At 72.2% G+C, this 16,257-nt stretch carries 17 protein-coding genes; 10 read left to right on the plus strand and 7 right to left on the minus strand.

Annotated features, from left to right (window positions below; genetic code table 11):
• Positions 1 to 126: 126 nt before the first annotated feature.
• The gene (locus ACJ5H2_RS18875) at positions 127 to 1,410 is read right to left on the minus strand and encodes an adenylosuccinate synthase (RefSeq protein WP_408896975.1); all 1,284 of its coding nucleotides are present in this window, start codon (positions 1,408 to 1,410) and stop codon (positions 127 to 129) included.
• 228 nt (positions 1,411 to 1,638) lie between these two features.
• On the opposite strand from ACJ5H2_RS18875, the gene ACJ5H2_RS18880 reads away from it, so the two are divergent.
• Positions 1,639 to 2,013: a nuclear transport factor 2 family protein gene (locus ACJ5H2_RS18880; RefSeq protein ID WP_408896976.1), complete on the plus strand. Its 375-nt coding sequence runs from the start codon at positions 1,639 to 1,641 to the stop codon at positions 2,011 to 2,013.
• A gap of 102 nt (positions 2,014 to 2,115) precedes the next feature.
• On the opposite strand, the gene ACJ5H2_RS18885 is transcribed toward ACJ5H2_RS18880, so the two are convergent.
• Positions 2,116 to 3,597, minus strand: a complete 1,482-nt coding sequence (locus tag ACJ5H2_RS18885; protein WP_408896977.1) for a carboxyl transferase domain-containing protein — start codon at positions 3,595 to 3,597, stop codon at positions 2,116 to 2,118.
• A 73-nt stretch (positions 3,598 to 3,670) separates the two neighbouring features.
• On the opposite strand from ACJ5H2_RS18885, the gene ACJ5H2_RS18890 reads away from it, so the two are divergent.
• The 3 genes from ACJ5H2_RS18890 to ACJ5H2_RS18900 all read left to right on the plus strand — a co-directional run bounded on the left by ACJ5H2_RS18890 (position 3,671) and on the right by ACJ5H2_RS18900 (position 6,580).
• The gene (locus tag ACJ5H2_RS18890; protein ID WP_408896978.1) at positions 3,671 to 4,561 is read left to right on the plus strand and encodes a diacylglycerol/lipid kinase family protein; all 891 of its coding nucleotides are present in this window, start codon (positions 3,671 to 3,673) and stop codon (positions 4,559 to 4,561) included.
• A gap of 19 nt (positions 4,562 to 4,580) precedes the next feature.
• On the plus strand, positions 4,581 to 6,317 hold the full coding sequence (gene lysS, locus ACJ5H2_RS18895) for a lysine--tRNA ligase (RefSeq protein WP_408896979.1): 1,737 nt from the start codon (positions 4,581 to 4,583) through the stop codon (positions 6,315 to 6,317).
• An 89-nt stretch (positions 6,318 to 6,406) separates the two neighbouring features.
• Complete coding sequence (locus ACJ5H2_RS18900; protein ID WP_408896980.1) at positions 6,407 to 6,580, plus strand: hypothetical protein; 174 nt, start codon at positions 6,407 to 6,409, stop codon at positions 6,578 to 6,580.
• Positions 6,581 to 6,693: 113 nt separating this feature from the next.
• On the opposite strand, the gene ACJ5H2_RS18905 is transcribed toward ACJ5H2_RS18900, so the two are convergent.
• The gene (locus ACJ5H2_RS18905; RefSeq protein WP_408896981.1) at positions 6,694 to 7,116 is read right to left on the minus strand and encodes a DUF3151 domain-containing protein; all 423 of its coding nucleotides are present in this window, start codon (positions 7,114 to 7,116) and stop codon (positions 6,694 to 6,696) included.
• Positions 7,117 to 7,173: 57 nt separating this feature from the next.
• Here ACJ5H2_RS18905 and ACJ5H2_RS18910 point away from each other — a divergent pair, with 57 nt between their 5' ends.
• The 3 genes from ACJ5H2_RS18910 (at position 7,174) to ACJ5H2_RS18920 (ending at position 9,725) form a co-directional block, all read left to right on the plus strand.
• The gene (locus ACJ5H2_RS18910) at positions 7,174 to 8,664 is read left to right on the plus strand and encodes a DHA2 family efflux MFS transporter permease subunit (protein ID WP_408896982.1); all 1,491 of its coding nucleotides are present in this window, start codon (positions 7,174 to 7,176) and stop codon (positions 8,662 to 8,664) included.
• Positions 8,665 to 8,763: 99 nt separating this feature from the next.
• On the plus strand, positions 8,764 to 9,426 hold the full coding sequence (locus ACJ5H2_RS18915; RefSeq protein ID WP_408896983.1) for an AzlC family ABC transporter permease: 663 nt from the start codon (positions 8,764 to 8,766) through the stop codon (positions 9,424 to 9,426).
• Positions 9,423 to 9,725: an AzlD domain-containing protein gene (locus ACJ5H2_RS18920; protein WP_408896984.1), complete on the plus strand. Its 303-nt coding sequence runs from the start codon at positions 9,423 to 9,425 to the stop codon at positions 9,723 to 9,725. Before ACJ5H2_RS18915 ends, ACJ5H2_RS18920 begins: the two co-directional genes overlap by 4 nt.
• A 40-nt stretch (positions 9,726 to 9,765) precedes the next feature.
• On the opposite strand, the gene ilvA is transcribed toward ACJ5H2_RS18920, so the two are convergent.
• From ilvA to ACJ5H2_RS18935, 3 genes are all read right to left on the minus strand, one after another.
• Positions 9,766 to 11,121, minus strand: coding sequence for a threonine ammonia-lyase IlvA (gene ilvA, locus ACJ5H2_RS18925; RefSeq protein ID WP_408896985.1), 1,356 nt, complete (start codon positions 11,119 to 11,121; stop codon positions 9,766 to 9,768).
• 1 nt (position 11,122) lies between these two features.
• Positions 11,123 to 12,154 carry a class II fructose-bisphosphate aldolase gene (gene fbaA / locus ACJ5H2_RS18930; RefSeq protein WP_408896986.1) on the minus strand — a complete coding sequence of 344 codons (1,032 nt, stop codon included), beginning with the start codon at positions 12,152 to 12,154 and terminating at the stop codon, positions 11,123 to 11,125.
• A 261-nt stretch (positions 12,155 to 12,415) separates the two neighbouring features.
• Entirely contained in the window at positions 12,416 to 13,063 is a 648-nt protein-coding gene (locus ACJ5H2_RS18935) for a TrmH family RNA methyltransferase (protein WP_408899651.1), read from the minus strand.
• Positions 13,064 to 13,160: 97 nt separating this feature from the next.
• On the opposite strand from ACJ5H2_RS18935, the gene ACJ5H2_RS18940 reads away from it, so the two are divergent.
• Both ACJ5H2_RS18940 and ACJ5H2_RS18945 read left to right on the plus strand, forming a co-directional pair.
• Complete coding sequence (locus ACJ5H2_RS18940) at positions 13,161 to 13,937, plus strand: DedA family protein (protein WP_408896987.1); 777 nt, start codon at positions 13,161 to 13,163, stop codon at positions 13,935 to 13,937.
• Positions 13,938 to 14,038: 101 nt separating this feature from the next.
• A complete protein-coding gene (locus tag ACJ5H2_RS18945; protein ID WP_408896988.1) occupies positions 14,039 to 14,473 on the plus strand; it encodes a VOC family protein in 435 nt (144 codons plus the stop codon).
• Positions 14,474 to 14,505: 32 nt separating this feature from the next.
• Here the strand turns inward: ACJ5H2_RS18945 and pyrE are convergent, their stop codons facing one another.
• On the minus strand, positions 14,506 to 15,051 hold the full coding sequence (pyrE, locus tag ACJ5H2_RS18950; RefSeq protein ID WP_408896989.1) for an orotate phosphoribosyltransferase: 546 nt from the start codon (positions 15,049 to 15,051) through the stop codon (positions 14,506 to 14,508).
• A gap of 27 nt (positions 15,052 to 15,078) precedes the next feature.
• Here pyrE and ACJ5H2_RS18955 point away from each other — a divergent pair, with 27 nt between their 5' ends.
• Entirely contained in the window at positions 15,079 to 16,251 is a 1,173-nt protein-coding gene (locus ACJ5H2_RS18955; RefSeq protein ID WP_408896990.1) for a pyridoxal phosphate-dependent aminotransferase, read from the plus strand.
• The last annotated feature ends 6 nt before the right edge of the window (positions 16,252 to 16,257 follow it).

The raw sequence follows: 16,257 nt of genomic DNA on the forward strand, positions 1-16,257 counted from the left end.
CCTTCAGATCCCATGTGTCCCCACGTCCGTCGTGCCAATGCCCCGAACGGACGATCCCATACCTGGGCGGGATGTACGCGCTTTCGGGCACGGCCGGCGGAGGGGCCGGGGCCGGTCGGCGCAGGCTCAGCGCAGCGGGTGCCGGACGACCGCCTGCTCGCGCTCGGGGCCCACGCCGACGACCGAGATCCGCGCACCGGAGCGCTCCTCGACGTACTCCACATAGGCCTGGGCGGCCTTCGGCAGCTCGTCGAACGACCGGCACCCGGAGATGTCCTCCGACCAGCCGGGGAGGTTCTCGTAGATCGGGACCGCGTGGTGGAAGTCGGTCTGGTTGACCGGCATCTCGTCGTGGCGGACGCCGTCGACGTCGTACGCGACGCAGACGGGGAGCTCCGCCAGGCCCGTGAGGGTGTCCAGCTTGGTGAGGACGAAGTCGGTGACCCCGTTGACGCGCGCGGCGTAGCGGGTGATCACCGTGTCCATCCACCCGCAGCGGCGCGGACGCCCCGTGGTGGTGCCGTACTCCCAGCCCGCCTTGCGGAGGAACTCGCCGTTCTCGTCGTGCAGCTCGGTCGGGAAGGGACCCTCGCCGACGCGGGTGGTGTAGGCCTTGGCGATCGCGATCACCTGGTCGATGCGCGTCGGCGGGATGCCGGTGCCGGTGCACGCGCCCGCCGCGACGGCGCTGCTGGACGTCACGAAGGGGTAGGTGCCGTGGTCGACGTCCAGCAGGGTCGCCTGGCCGGCCTCCATGAGGACCACCTCGTCACGGTCGAGCGCCTGGCTCAGCAGGAGTCCCGTGTCGCAGACGTAGGGCGCCAGCCGCTCCGCGTGCGCCAGCAGGCCCTCGACCGTCTGCTCGACGGAGGGCGCGCGGCGGTTGTAGATCTTGGTGAGGATCTGGCCCTTGAGCTCGAGGGCCCCCTCGACCTTCTGGGTGAGGATCTTCTCGTCGAACAGGTCCTGCACCCGGATGCCGATCCGGTTCATCTTGTCGGCGTACGTCGGGCCGATGCCGCGACCGGTGGTGCCGATGCGCCGCGAGCCGAGGAAGCGCTCGGTGACCTTGTCGATGGTGCGGTTGTAGTCCGCGATGACGTGGGCGTTGGCGCTGAGCTTGAGCTTGCCGGTCTCGACGCCGCGCGCCTCGAGGCCGTCGATCTCCTGGAAGAGGACGTCGATGTCGACGACGACGCCGTTCCCGATGACGGGGGTGCAGCCCGGGGTGAGGATGCCGCTGGGCAGCAGGTGCAGGGCGTACTTCTCGTCGCCGATGACGACGGTGTGGCCGGCGTTGTTGCCGCCGTTGAACTTGACGACGTAGTCGACCTGGCTGCCGAGGTGGTCGGTGGCCTTGCCCTTGCCCTCGTCGCCCCACTGGGCTCCGACGATCACGATTGCGGGCATCTGCTCGCTCCTTCGCTCGGGACGGAGTCCCTCCGTCCCGCCGGATCGGGACGGCTGCTCAACGCACCACTGGTTGTACGGGTGTTCGTCAGGGATGTCCTGCTCAGCACGAAGCCCCGGCAAGACCGGGGCTCTTGCGGCGTCACGTTACCAAAGCGCGACCTTGCGGCTAGATTCGACCGAGAACGAGAACACGTTCTCTTTTTCTCCCCGATCCCAGGAGCAGCCATGGGCGCCAGCCGCGAGACCATCCTCGACACCATCCAGACCTATGTGGACCTGGTGGCCACCGGCCCCTCGGCCGATGTCGTCGCCCTGTACGCCGACGGCGCGACCGTCGAGGACCCCGTGGGCTCCGAGGTCCTCACCACCCGCGAGCAGATCGCCGCCTTCTACGGCACCCTTGACAGCCTCGAGCAGACCGGCCGCCTGCTGTTCGCCCGCGTCGCCGGCAACGAGGCGGCCTTCTCCTTCGAGCTGGTCACCAAGGCCGGCGAGCAGACCTACACCCTGGCGCCCGTCGACGTGATGACCTTCGACGACGAGGGCAGGATCACCAGCATGCGGGCGTTCTGGTCGGGTGAGGACATGGTCGTCAGCTGAGGTCGTCCCCGTCTCCGCCGGGCTGATTCTGTGGAGAAGTCGGGGACTGGGACGAGAAAACTCGCGCTGGGACGATGAACCTTCATCGTCCAAGCGTGAGTTTCACCGGCCGGCCGGTGAAACTGTCTCCGCGCCCGCCAACCGCGCCGCGACCTCGGCCACCACGGCCCGGGCGAGCGACTCGGGGGTGTCGTCGGGACGCTCGGGCACGACGCCGTGCACGTCGCCGTCGGCGAGCAGGTCCAGCGCGCCGACCTTCTGCTGGCTGGCCATCTCCGCGGCGCGGGAGGGCTCGCCGTGGACGATCACGCTCGCGCCCTCGGGCGGGAGCGGGGAGAGCCAGCCGCGCTCGGTGGCGAGCACGGTCCTCGCCGGGAGCAGGGCGAGCGCCCCGCCGCCGCAGCCCTGGCCGAGGATGACGGAGACCGTCGGCACCGTCATCGTGACCAGCCCTGCGATGCAGCGGGCGATCTCGCCGGCCATCGCGCCCTCCTCCGCCGCCTGCGACAGCTCGGCCCCCGGAGTGTCCACCACCGTCACCAACGGCAGCCGAAGCTCCTCGGCCAGCTCCATCGCCCGCCGCGCCTCCCGCAGCGCCGCCGGACCCATCGGCGTCGACGGCGTCTGCCGCGACCGGTCCTGACCCACCAGCACGCACGGCTGCCCGTCGAGCCGGGTCAGCGCGATCAGCACCGAGTCGTCCCGCTCCCCCTCGTCGGTCCCCTTGAGCCGCAGCGTGCTGCTCGCGCCGTACCGCAACAGGTCCCGTACGCCGACCCGCCCCTCAGCGCGGGTCGCCTCGATGTCCTCCCAGACCGGATGGTCGAGCGCGGTGCCCGCGGCGACCGGCGTACGACGCTCCAGGGCGGGCTGCTCCGCGGGGTCGACCAGCACTCCGAGCGCGTGGTCGACCAGCGCCGGCAGGTGCTCGACCGGGACGACGGCGTCGATGACGCCGTGCGCCGCGAGGTTCTCCGCGAGCTGGACGCCGGACGGGAAGGGCCGGCCGTTGAGCGCCTCGTAGACCTTGGGGCCGAGGAAGCCGACCAGGGCGCCCGGCTCCGCCACGGTCACGTGGCCGAGCGAGCCCCACGAGGCGTACACGCCACCGGTGGTGGGGTGGCGCAGGTGGACCAGGTAGGGCAGGCCCGCCCCCCGGTGCTCCATCAGCGCCCGCGAGATCTCCACCATCTGCACGAAGGCGCGCGTTCCCTCCTGCATCCGGGTCCCGCCCGACGACGTGCTCGCCAGCACCGGCAGGCCCTCCGCGGTGGCTCGTCGTACGGCGGACGCGATCCGGCTCGCCGCGGCGACGCCGATCGAGCCGGCGAGGAAGCGGAACTCGTTGACCACGAAGGCCACCGGCCGCCCGCGCACGGTGCCGCGGCCGGTCAGGACGGACTCGTCCGTGCCCGCCTTCTCGGCCGCGGCGCGCAGCTCGGCCTGGTAGGACTCGCTGTGGCCGCTGATGTCGACCGGCGTGTCCCACGACTCGTAGGAGCCGTCGTCGAGCACCAGGTCGATCAGCTCGCGGGCGGTCCAGCGGCGGGGCGTGCTCGAGGGCGTGCTCGTAGCCGTGCTCATGACGCGGAATCCAACCACGCTCCCGCGTGGCGCTCGTCGGCAACTTGTGCCAATCCGGCCCTAGGCTGGCCGCGTGGCCACGGAACTCCTGCTCATCACCAACAGCGACGCCGGTACGGCGGACCGGGAGGCGGTCGACGCGGCCGTGGCGGTGCTCCGCGAGGGCGCCGAGGTCGAGGTGAGCGCGACCTCCTCGCCCGACGAGCTCGACGAGGTGCTCGCCGCCGCGGGGGGCCGGACGATCGTGGTGGTCGGCGGCGACGGCAGCATGCACGCCGTCGTGCAGGCCCTGCACTCCCGCGGCGAGCTCGCCGGACGCACCCTCGCGCTGGTCCCGCTGGGGACCGGCAACGACTTCGCCCGCACCCTCGACCTGCCCCTGGACCCGGAGGAGGCGGCCCGGGTGGTCCTGTCCGGCACGCCCCGCCCGACCGACCTCGTGGTCGACGAGGACGACCGGGTGACGGTCAACAGCGTGCACCTCGGCGCGGGCGCCGAGGCGGGCAAGCGGGGTGCGCGCTGGAAGGCCCGGCTGGGCAAGGTCGGCTACCCGATCGGCGCGCTCGAGACGGCGTTGAACCCGCCGAGCCTTCGGGTCCGGGTCGAGGTGGACGACGAGGTCGTGGTCGACGTCGACCAGCCGGTGCTGATGGTCGCCGTCGGCAACGGAGCGTCGGTCGGCGGGGGCACCGAGCTGACCCCCGACGCCGAGCCCCACGACGGCGAGGTGGACGTCCTCATCGCGAGCCCGGCCGGACCGCTGGCGCGGCTCGGATATCTGCTGAGGCTGCCCTTCGCGCGGCACGAGCAGCACGCCGACGTCCGGATCGTGCGCGGGCGCACGGTGCGGGTCAGCGGCACCCCGTTCGACTGCAACAGCGACGGGGAGATCGACGGGCCGGTGCGCTCCCGGACCTGGCGGGTGCTGCCCGCGGCGTACGCGATGGTGGTCCCGCGGTCCTAGCGGCCTAGGCTTGGGCGCCGTGGCACGAGGAGAGCGCAACCGGGGCGGTCAGCCCAGCGGTCAGCACGGTGGTCAGCAGGGCGGCCAGCACCAGGAGCCCCACGACTGGGTGACCCGCACCGCCGACCTGGCACTCCGGCACGCCGAGCAGGTCAACGGCGGCACCCTGCCCGAGCTCGTCACCTGCGCCTCCGGCATCAGCCCCTCGGGGCCGATCCACCTGGGCAACCTGCGCGAGTTCCTCACCGTGCACTTCGTCGCCGAGGAGATCCGGCGCCGCGGGATCGCCGTGCGCCACCTGCACAGCTGGGACGACTACGACCGCTTCCGCAAGGTGCCCGCCGGCGTCGACCCCGCGTGGAGCGAGCACATCGGCCGTCCGCTGTCGGCCGTCCCGGACCCCACGGGCGAGTTCGCGAGCTGGGGCGAGCGCTACAAGGCGCCCCTGCGCGCCGCACTCGTCGAGATGGGCTGCGACATGGTCGAGGTCAGCCAGACCGAGATGTACCGCGCCGGCACCTACCGCGAGCAGATCCTCACCGCCATCCGCAAGCGCGGCGAGATCGAGACGGTGATGTCCCGGTTCCGCACGAAGAAGGCCGAGGCCGACCCGGAGGCCGGCGAGTCCACGGCCGAGGCGGACGACGCCGGCCACGGCGCCAGCGAGGATCTCGCTCGCTTCCCCTACAAGCCCTACTGCCGCGGCTGCGGCCGCGACACCGTGACCCTCACGGCGTACGACGACGAGACCACCGACCTGTCCTACACCTGCGACGTGTGTGGCGACTCCTATGTCACCCGGGTCGCGACGCAGGACGAGGGCAAGCTGGTCTGGAAGGTCGACTGGCCGATGCGCTGGACGTTCGAGGGGGTCCACTTCGAGCCCGGTGGCGTCGACCACGCGAGCCCCGGCTCGTCCTACACGGTCGGCAAGGAGATCGTCGGACCGGTCTTCGGCGGCACCGCGCCCTCGTTCGTCGGCTACTCGTTCGTCGGCGTGGCCGGGATGCCGAAGATGTCGTCCTCCAAGGGCGGGGTACCGACCGCGGCCGAGGCGCTGCGGATCCTCGAGGCCCCGATCCTGCGCTGGCTCTACGTGCGCCGGCAGCCGAAGCAGGCGTTCAACGTCGACTTCGGCCAGGAGGTGCTGCGCCTGTACGACGAGTGGGACGCGCTCACCAGGAAGGCCGCCATTCCCGAGAAGCGGGACGCGGCGGTGCTCGCCTGGGAGCGGGCCTCGGCCACCTCGACCGCAGGGACCCTGCGGACGCCGGCGGTCGTCGTACCGTTCCGGATGCTGTCCTCGGTCGCCGACGTGACCGCCGGCTCCCGCGAGATCACCGCCCGCACCGTCGGCGCCGCGCCGGAGGACCTCGAGCCGCGGCTCTCGAAGGCCGCCACCTGGATCGAGGCGTACGTCGACCCCGAGGAGCGCACCGTGGTGCGCGAGACGGCCGACACCGAGCGGCTCGGCCGGCTGAGCGAGGACGAGGAGCTCTGGCTGGGCCAGCTGCTCGACCGGCTGCCGGACTCCTTCGACTCCGTCGAGGAGCTCACGACGCTGATCTACGGCGTGCCGAAGCTCGCCCGCGGTCTGGCGCTCGAGGACGCGCCGACCGACGAGGTCAAGGCGGACCAGAAGGCCTTCTTCCGGCTGCTCTACCACCTGCTCGTCGGCGCCGAGCGCGGCCCGCGGCTGCCGACGCTCTTCGCCGCGCTGGGGCCCGAGCGGGTCCGCTCACTGCTCCGTCCCTGACGAGGGGCTCGAGAAAACTCCGAAATCCGCGTGATGAACACCGCCGGCCCTCGTCCGGTCAGGTGTACATCTCGGACAAGGAGACCCACATGCCCACGACCCCGCTGACCCACAAGCACCGTGCGACGCAGCCCGTCCCCGCCGCCGAGCGGCCCGCCGCGACCCGTGCCCACCGCGCCTCGCGCGCGAGCGACCTGCCGATCGCGGCCGCCCTCGGCGTCATCCTCCTGCTCGTCGCCGCCTACTTCGCCGTCCAGGGCTGACCTGCCCAGGGGGTTGAGTCGTCGGTTCTGACCCGCCGAGTCGTCGGTTCCGACCCGCCGAGCCGTCACCGACGCGCGCCCGGTTCGGGCGTCGGTGACGGCCGGGACGTCGCTCAGCCCAGGAGCTCGTCGTACGCCGTGGGGCTGGAGTCACGCAGGAAGGTGGAGCAGCGCTCCCACTCCTCGGTCTCACCGATCGCCCGCGCGGCCAGGGCCAGCAGCGCGAGCGCGCGCAGGAAGCCGCGGTTCGGCTGGTGCTCCCACGGCACCGGGCCGTGGCCCTTCCAGCCGTTGCGGCGCAGCAGGTCCAGGGAGCGGTGGTAGCCCACGCGGGCGTACGCGTAGACGGTCACGTCGTCGGCACCCTCGTCGCGGGCCTGCTCGGCAAGGCTCGCCCAGGCGAGGGGCGAGGACGGGAGACGTCGTACGACGGCGGCAGGCGCGAGTCCCTCCGCGAGGAGCTCCTCGGCGGGGTCGACGGGCAGGTGGGTGGGCGGGGGGCCGGCCATCAGGTCGGCGCCGGGCGTGAGGCTCATGGACCCATTGTCGCGCGCTCGGGAAGGAGCGTCGGTGGCCGGGTGTTGACTCGGATCGTGACCCAGAGCGCCCCTCCCCCCGCGACGACGACACCGGCCACGCCCGACGCGCCGGAGACCAGCCCGTGGCCCGCGCTGTGGGCGCTGGTCATCGGGTTCTTCATGATCCTGGTCGACCTGACCATCGTCACGGTGGCGACCCCGACGATCATCGACGACCTCGACGCGTCGGTGAACGACGTGGTCTGGGTGACCAGCGGATACATGCTGGCCTACGCCGTGCCCGTCCTCATCACCGGACGGCTGGGCGACCGGTTCGGCTCGAAACGGCTCTATCTGGCCGGCCTCGTCGTGTTCACCCTCGCCTCGCTGTGGTGCGGGCTGACGACGACGGTCGAGGCGCTCATCGTCGCGCGGGTCGTCCAGGGCTTCGGCGCCTCGATGATGACGCCGCAGACGATGGCGATCATCACCCGGATCTTCCCGCCGGCGCAGCGCGGCAGCGCGATGGCGGTGTGGGGTGCGACCGCGGGCGTCGCGATGGTGGTCGGGCCGATCCTCGGGGGTGTCCTCACCGACGGTCTCGGCTGGGAGTGGATCTTCTTCGTCAACATCCCCGTCGGCCTGGTCGCCTTCGTGATGGCCTGGCGGCTGGTCCCGGCGCTGCCCACGCACGCGCACCGCTTCGACTGGCTGGGGGTCGCCCTGTCCGGTGCCGCGATGTTCCTGCTCTGCTTCGGCATCCAGGAGGGCCACCAGATGGACTGGTCGCCGTGGATCCTCGCCATGATCGGCGGAGGGGTCGTACTGCTCCTCGCCTTCGTGCTCTGGCAGCGCGCCAACCGGGCCGAGCCCCTCGTCCCGCTCAGCCTGTTCCGCGACCGCAACTTCTCGGTGTCGAACGTGGCGATCACCTGCATGGGCTCGATCGGGGCGTCCTTCGGCTTCCCGCTCATGCTCTACGCCCAGGCAGTCCGCGGCGACTCCCCCACCGAGGCAGCCCTGCTGATGGTGCCGATGGCGGTGATGTCCATCTTCCTCGCCCAGCCGGTCGGCCGGCTGACCGACCGGCTGCACCCGCGCCAGGTCCTCGGCTTCGGGTTCGCGGTCAGCCTCGCCGGCTTCCTGCTGCTCATCTGGCGCCTGGAGCCGGGCATCGCCGTGTGGGAGATCGCGGCACCGATGGCGGTCATCGGCGTTGGCAACGCCTTCATCTGGGCGCCGACCGCCGCCACCGCCAACCGCAACCTCCCCCTGCATCTCGCGGGCGCGGGTGCGGGCGTCTACAACGCCACGCGCCAGGTCGGATCCGTGCTCGGCGCGGCGGCGATCGCGATGCTCATGGACGCCCGGCTCGCGCACTACCTTCCCGGTGCGGCCGCGCACGGCGAGGCCGGCGCCGCCCGGATCCCGGACCCGCAGGTGGCAGAGCTGTTCAGCAGGGCCATGCAGCAGTCCCTGTGGCTGCCCGCCGTGATGTACGCCGTCGGGCTGGTGGCGGTGATGTTCTACGAGAAGCCGCGTCACCAGGGATTCGGCGGGGCGTGACGAGGACTGACCGACCTGACGGACCTGACCGACCTGACGGACCGACCTGAGAGCGCAGCCAAATTGCCTTCCCTGCCCGGCGAGCGGCACCATCGCGCCGTGCTCCGACGTGGCGTGGTCGACGCCCTGCCCCTGATGATCCCGGCGATCCCGTTCGCCTTCGTGATCGGCGTGGCCGTGACCGAGGCCGAGATCGACGGGCTCGTCGGCTGGAGCTCCTCCCCGATCATCTACGCCGGCGCCGGCCAGCTCACGCTCCTCACGCTGCTGGGCTCCGGTGCTGCCTGGGCGGCGGCGGTCACCGCTGCCCTCGTGGTCAACGCGCGGCACGCGATGTACTCCGTCGCGCTCGCGCCGGCCTTCCAGCAGCAGCCGTCGTGGTTCCGGTGGGTGGGCTCCTATCTGCTCATCGACCAGATGTTCGTCCTCGCGGACCGCCGCAAGGGCGACCCGGCCGCGGACTTCCGCCGCTACTACCTGGCCGCCGGACTGTGCTTCGTCCTCCTGTGGTGCCTCAGCGTCGCCATCGGCCTCGCCCTCGGTCCGATCATCCCGACGGCGTGGGGCCTGGAGTTCGCCGTCCCCGTCATGTTCACCGGCATGCTGATCCCCGGTCTCACGACCAACCCCAAGTGGGTGGCCGCGCTCGTCGCGGCAGCCGTCACGGTCGCCTGCGCGGGAATGCCCAACCGGGCCGGCCTGCTGGTCGGCGCCGCGGCGGGCATCGCCGCCGGCGTGCTGGCCGACCGGAGGACGCGATGAGCGCCTTCCTCGCCATCGTCGCGGTCGGCCTGGGCACCTTCGTGAGCCGGGCGGTCTTCATCGTCGGCCTCGGCCGGCGCACCATCCCGCCCGCGGTGATCCGCGCCCTCGACTACGTGGGCCCCGCCACCTTGTCGGCGCTCATCGTCGCCATGATGATCAGCGAGGGGAAGGTAGCGGTCGGACCGGCCGAGATCGCCGGGCTGGCGGTCGCGACGGCCGTCGGCCTGCGCACCTCCAACATGACCGTGATCCTGCTCGCCGGGATGTGCGCGTTCTGGGTGGTCGGGGCCCTGTGAGCCCGGCCCGGTGATTCCGGCCCCGCATGCCGCGGGGCCGTCAGGAGAGCACGAAGCCGAACAGCGGGCTGTCGGGTGGCACCTTCTCCACGCGCAGCCGGGACTCCTCCATCCGGGCCAGCAGTCCGGCGAGGTCGTCGGGCGACTGCATCTCGATGCCGACGAGCGCCGGGCCGGTCTCGCGGTTGTTGCGCTTGGTGTACTCGAAGAGCGTGATGTCGTCGTCGGGCCCGAGCACGTCGTCGAGGAAGCGGCGCAGCGCACCGGGCTCCTGGGGGAACTCCACCAGGAAGTAGTGCTTGAGCCCCTCGTGCACCAGCGCCCGCTCCACGATGTCGGCGTAGCGCGACACGTCGTTGTTGCCGCCGGAGACGACCACGACCACGTGGCTGCCGGCCGGGAGCCCCGCGATCCCGGTTCCGCCCCCCGCCGCATCGGGCGCACCCGGTCCCGGCAGGCGCAGCGCGGCCGGAGCGAGGGCGCCGGCGGGCTCGGCGATGATGCCGTCGACCTGGTAGAGGTCGAGCATCTCCACGCAGATCAGGCCCTCGGGGACGGCGGCGAGGCTCAGCTCGACGCTCGAGCGGGCGTCTGCGACGGCGCGATAGGTCAGCTCGCCGACCCGGCGTACGGCGGCGCCGTCGACGAACGGGTCGACCGCGTCGAGCTCGACCGGCCCACCCGCAGCGAGGGCGGCCGCGAGCGAGGCGGCGCCGGCCGGCTCCGCGGCGAGCACCCGGGCTCCGGGCAGCCGCTCGCCGAGGACGGTGAGGCAGCCCGCGATCAGGCCCGCGCCGCCGACCGGCAGCACCAGGGCGTCCGGCTGCCAGCCGAGCCCGGCGGACTGGGCCAGGATCTCGGCGGCGACGGTGCCCTGGCCGGCGATGATCCCGGGATGGTCGAAGGCGGGGACGACGGTCGCCCCGGAGGCAGCCGCGAAGTCCGCCGCGGCGACGGCCGCGTCGTCGTACTGGTCACCGGCGATGACGACCTCGACCTGGTCGCCGCCCAGCGCGGCGACCCGGTCCCGCTTCTGTCGCGGTGTCGTGCGCGGCAGGAAGATCGTCGCGTGCACGCCCGCGCGGGCGCAGGCGAAGGCGACGCCCTGCGCGTGGTTGCCCGCGCTGGCGCAGGTGACGCCGCGCGCCCGCTCCTCGTCCGAGAGACCGGCGAGCACGGTGTAGGCGCCGCGTGCCTTGTAGGAGCGAACGGGCGTGAGGTCCTCGCGCTTGAGCCAGACGTCGAGCCCGGTCAGCGCGGAGAGCCGGTCGGCGCGCTGCAGCGGCGTCGGGGCGATGACCGATCCGAGCAGGCCGGCCGCCCGGTCGACGTCGGCGGCGGTCGGGAGCCGGGGGTCGCGTGCGGGTCGCGACGCGACCTCGTCGACCGCCGGCACGTCAGCCGACGGTCTTGCCGGCCGAGCGCAGGTTCTCGGCCGCCTCGACGACGCGGGCGGCCATGCCCGCCTCGGCGGCCTTGCCCCAGGACCGCGGGTCGTAGGCCTTCTTGTCGCCGACCTCGCCGTCGATCTTCAGCACGCCGTCGTAGTTGCGGAACATGTGGTCCGCGGCCGGGCGGGTGAAGGCGTACTGCGTGTCGGTGTCGACGTTCATCTTCACCACGCCGTAGTCGACGGCGGCCGCGATCTCCTCGGCCGTCGAGCCGGACCCGCCGTGGAAGACCAGGTCGAACGGCCGGGCCCCCTCGTCGAGGCCGAGCTCGGCGACGACCGCCGCCTGCGCGTCGCGCAGGATCTCCGGACGCAGCTTGACGTTGCCCGGCTTGTAGACGCCGTGCACGTTGCCGAAGGTCAGCGCCGTCAGGTAGCGGCCCTTCTCACCCACCCCGAGCGCGCGCACCGTCGCCAGCGCGTCCTCCGGCGTGGTGTAGAGCTTCTCGTCGATCGCCCCGACGATGCCGTCCTCCTCGCCGCCGACGACACCGACCTCGATCTCGAGGATCACGTGGGCCGCGGCGGCCTTGGCCAGCAGCTCCTCGGCGATCTGCAGGTTCTCGTCGAGCGGTACGGCGGAGCCGTCCCACATGTGCGACTGGAAGAGCGGAGCCTCGCCCCGGGCGACCCGCTCGGCGGAGAGCGCGAGGAGCGGGCGGACGAAGGCGTCGAGCTTGTCCTTGGGGCAGTGGTCGGTGTGCAGGGCGATGTTGACCGGGTAGTTCTTCGCGACCTCCGCGGCGTACGCGGCGAAGGCGACCGAGCCGGTGACCATGTCCTTCACCGACGGCCCGGAGAGGTACTCCGCACCACCGGTCGACACCTGCAGGATGCCGTCCGAGCCGGCGTCGGCGAAGCCCTTCAGCGCGGCGTTGAGCGTCTGCGAGGACGTGACGTTGATGGCCGGGAAGGCGAACGAGCCCGCCTTCGCGGCGTCGAGCATCTCGGCGTACTTCTCAGGGGTGGCGATGGGCATGCTGGCTGGCTCCTGCACGGGGTCCGGTTACGTCCGCCTCAACCTACCGTGAGCGTCCGCGGCCGGGGCAGGGCCTGTGGACCTCAGGTGGCCGGGTGGTGTCGGCGGGGCGGCTGCGGTGGACCGGGCGGCGCGGATTCACCACGGGATGTAGGCGAGTGCGCACATCCCGTGTGGATCTCCACTACAGAAGTGCGGATTCGGCTACATCCCGTGGTGAATCCGACGCCCGCCGCCCGCCGCGTCCGCCTCAGCAGACCCTCACCCCCGCCAAGCCTCGCCGCTGCTCAGGTCGGCGTGCTGCCGGACCCAGGAGTGCATCGCGATGGCGGCGGCGGCCGAGGCGTTGATCGAGCGGGTCGAGCCGAACTGGGCGATGGAGAACGTCCCGTCGCAGGCCTGGCGGGCGGCGTCCGAGAGGCCGGGGCCCTCCTGCCCGAAGAGGAAGCAGACGCGCTCGGGGAGGGCCATCGTCTCCAGGTGCTCTGAGCCGGGCAGGTTGTCGATGCCCAGTAGCGGCACCCCCTGCTCGGCGAGGTACGCCTGCAGCTCGGCCACCGTCGGGTGGTGCCGCACGTGCTGGTAGCGGTCGGTGACCATGGCGCCCCGCCGGTTCCAGCGGCGGTTGCCGACGATGTGCACCTCGGCGGCGAGGAAGGCGTTCGCGGAGCGCACGATGGTCCCGATGTTGAAGTCGTGTTGCCAGTTCTCGATCGCGACGTGGAAGCCGTGGCGACGGCGGTCGAGGTCCGCCACGATCGCCTCGACCGACCAGTACCGATAGCGGTCGACGACGTTGCGCCGGTCGCCCTCGCGCAGCAGCTGCTCGTCGTACACCTCGCTGCCCGGACCCTGCGGCCACGGACCCGTCCACGGGCCGACCCCGACCTCGGCCGGGCCGTGCGGCATCGGGTCGTACGGCGCCCGCTGGTCCTCCTCACCGGGTCGCTCCACGGATCGCACCCTAACCGTCACACCGTTGGGCACCGACAGGTAGCGTGAGCGCGTGAACTCGCTGGTCGCGACCCCGCTCCTGGTGCCGATGCTGCTGGGCATCAAGTGGCTGGATCCGGAGTGGCTGCAGCACGAGTACGGCAACACGTTCATCTGGATCGCGATCGCCATCGTCTTCGTCGAGTGCGGCCTGTTCTTCCCGTTCCTGCCCGGCGACACCCTGCTGTTCGCGCTCGGGCTGTTCATCGCGGGCAGCAACACGACCGGCTACTCCGTGGTCGGCATCTCCAACGAGCCCGCCGAGCTGGTCATCGCGATGGCGCTGCTGATCGTCGCGGCCTTCGCGGGCAACGTCGCGGGCTACGAGATCGGGCGCAAGATCGGGCCGCCGCTCTACGAGCGCGACGGGCGCGTGCTCAAGCGCAAGTACTTCGACCAGACCAGCGCCTTCTTCGACAAGCACGGCAACAAGGCGCTGGTGATCGGCAGGTTCGTGCCGTTCGTGCGCACCTACATCACGGTGGTCGCGGGCGTCACGATGATGGAGCGCCGCCGCTTCTTCGTGTGGAGCGTCGTGGGCGCGCTGCTCTGGGTCATCTCCATCACGCTGCTGGGCTACTTCCTCGGCGCGGCCATCCCGGCGCTGGGCGAGAACATCGACTACGTCACCCTCGCCATCCTGGCCTTCTCCGCCATCCCGCTGGCATGGGAGTGGTGGCGGCACCGGCGTACCGGCGGCCACGCGGCCGAGGACCTCGACCACGACGGCGTGCCGGACCGCGACATCGCGGGCATGGACACCACGCGGCACGAGACCGCCGCCGACTGACGCCGCTCCCGCGTATGAGCGTTCGGCCGCCGCTGCGATGAATCCTCCGAGGCCGCCCGGTCTCGACAGGTGACGATCCGACCGACACCAAGGAGCCGACGATGGCGATCAACCTCAACCCCTACATCAACTGGCGCGGCCAGGCCCGCGAGGCGATGGAGTTCTACCAGTCCGTGCTCGGCGGCGAGCTCACCGTGATGACCTTCGCCGACATGGGCGGCACGTCGATGGGCGTGGCGGAGAACGAGGTCGACTGGGTCATGCACGCGGCGCTGTCCGTGTCCGACTCGGTGCTCCTCATGGGCGCCGACCACCCCTCGCACGTCCCGGGGGAGCCGCAGACCCAGCAGGTGAGCATCAGCGGGCCCGCCGAGGACGAGGCGACGCTGCGGGCATGGTGGGAGGGGCTCTCCGACGGCGCCACCGTCCACCAGCCGCTCGAGCAGGCGCCCTGGGGCGACAGCTTCGGCATGCTCCGCGACAAGTACGGCGTCGACTGGCTGGTCAACATCGCCGGGGCGCCGAGCGAGGGCTGAGCCCGGCTGTCGGGTGCGGAACGGGCGGCTGCTCAGTCCTGGGCGGCCGCCCGCGCCGCGTCCAGCTCCGCCTTGGTGAGGACCGCGCGCACCTCGAGGCCGACGTCGGCGAGGGGGTTCACGCCCTCGGGGCTGCGGTCGATGGCGCACACGACCGTCTCGACCACGGCGCCGCCCGCCCGCAGCGCGGTCGTCGCGTCGCGCACCGCTCCGCCGGTCGTGATGACGTCCTCGATCAGCACGACCTTCCTGCCGTCGTACGACGGTCCCTCCGCGAGCTTGGCGGTGCCGTACTCCTTGGCCTTCTTGCGGACGAACACCAGGGGGATGCCGACGAGCTGGCTGACGGCGGTCGCGATCGGGATGCCGCCCATCTCGAGAGCCCCGAGCAGGTCGATCTCGGCAGGCAGCAGCTGGGCGACCTCGCGGGCCACCCGCGCGAGCAGCTGGGGGTCGGCCTCGAAGAGGTACTTGTCGAAGTACTCGTTGCTGACCTGACCGGAGCGGAGCGTGAACTCCCCGGTGAGGCGGCAGGTGGCGTCGATGTCGGCGGCGAGGGCGGTGTCCGTGGTCGTCACGACCGAAGGTTATCTATCGTCGTCCCCGTGCCTCCTGCAGCCCGACGCGTCGCCGGCATGGGCGCGACCATCTTCGCCGAGATGTCCGCGCTCGCCGTGCGGACCGGATCGGTCAACCTCGGCCAGGGCTTCCCCGACACCGACGGGCCGCCCGCGATCATCGACGCCGCCGTCGCGGCACTGCGCGGCGGCGCGAACCAGTACGCGCCCGGGCCGGGCGTGCCGGCCCTGCGGCAGGCGATCGCGCGGCACCAGCAGCGCCGCTACGGGATCGAGCTCGACCCGGACCGGCAGGTGGTCGTCACGACCGGCTGCACGGAGGCGATCGCCGGGGCGCTCCTCGGGCTCGTCGACCCCGGCGACGAGGTGGTGGTGCTCGAGCCGTACTACGACTCCTACACGGCGATGATCGCCTTCGCCGGCGGCGTACGGCGCCCGGTGACCCTGCGCGCGCCGGAGTTCCGGCTCGACCCGGCCGAGCTCGCGGCGGCCGTGTCCCCGCGGACCCGGCTGATCCTGCTGAACACGCCGCACAACCCGACCGGCCGGGTGCTCGACGCCGACGAGCTCGCGGCGGTGGCGCGGGTGGCGGTGGAGCACGACCTGCTGGTGGTCACCGACGAGGTCTACGAGCACCTGACCTTCGACGGACGCCGACACGTCCCCATCGCGACCCTGCCGGGCATGGCCGAGCGCACCCTCACCCTCTCCAGCGCCGGCAAGTCCTGGTCCGTCACGGGTTGGAAGGTCGGCTGGGCGACGGGGCCTGCCGAGCTCGTCGCCGCCGTCACGGCGGCCAAGCAGTGGCTGACGTTCACCTCCGGGTCGCCCCTGCAGCCGGCGGTGGCCGCCGCCCTCGACGCCGGCGACGCCTTCCCGACCGGGCTCGCGCGCGACCTCCAGGCCCAGCGCGACCAGCTGGTCGAGGGCCTGCGCGCGGCCGGTCTGACGACCTACCTCCCCGAGGGCACCTACTTCGCCACCACCGACGTGAGCGCTCTCGGCTGGGCCAGCGGCGGGGACTTCTGCCGCGCGCTCCCCGACCGGGCCGGCGTCGTGGCGATCCCCTCGGAGGTCTTCTACGACGACCCGGACGCACCCGGCGGCGGCCGGCACCTGGTCCGCTGGGCGTTCTGCAAGCGCCCCGACGTCATCGCAGAGGCGGTACGCCGCCTGGGCGCGGCGGACCTGCACGCCTGAGACTCC

It is taken from the genome of Nocardioides pymetrozini (assembly GCF_046058985.1).
Classification (GTDB): domain Bacteria; phylum Actinomycetota; class Actinomycetes; order Propionibacteriales; family Nocardioidaceae; genus Nocardioides.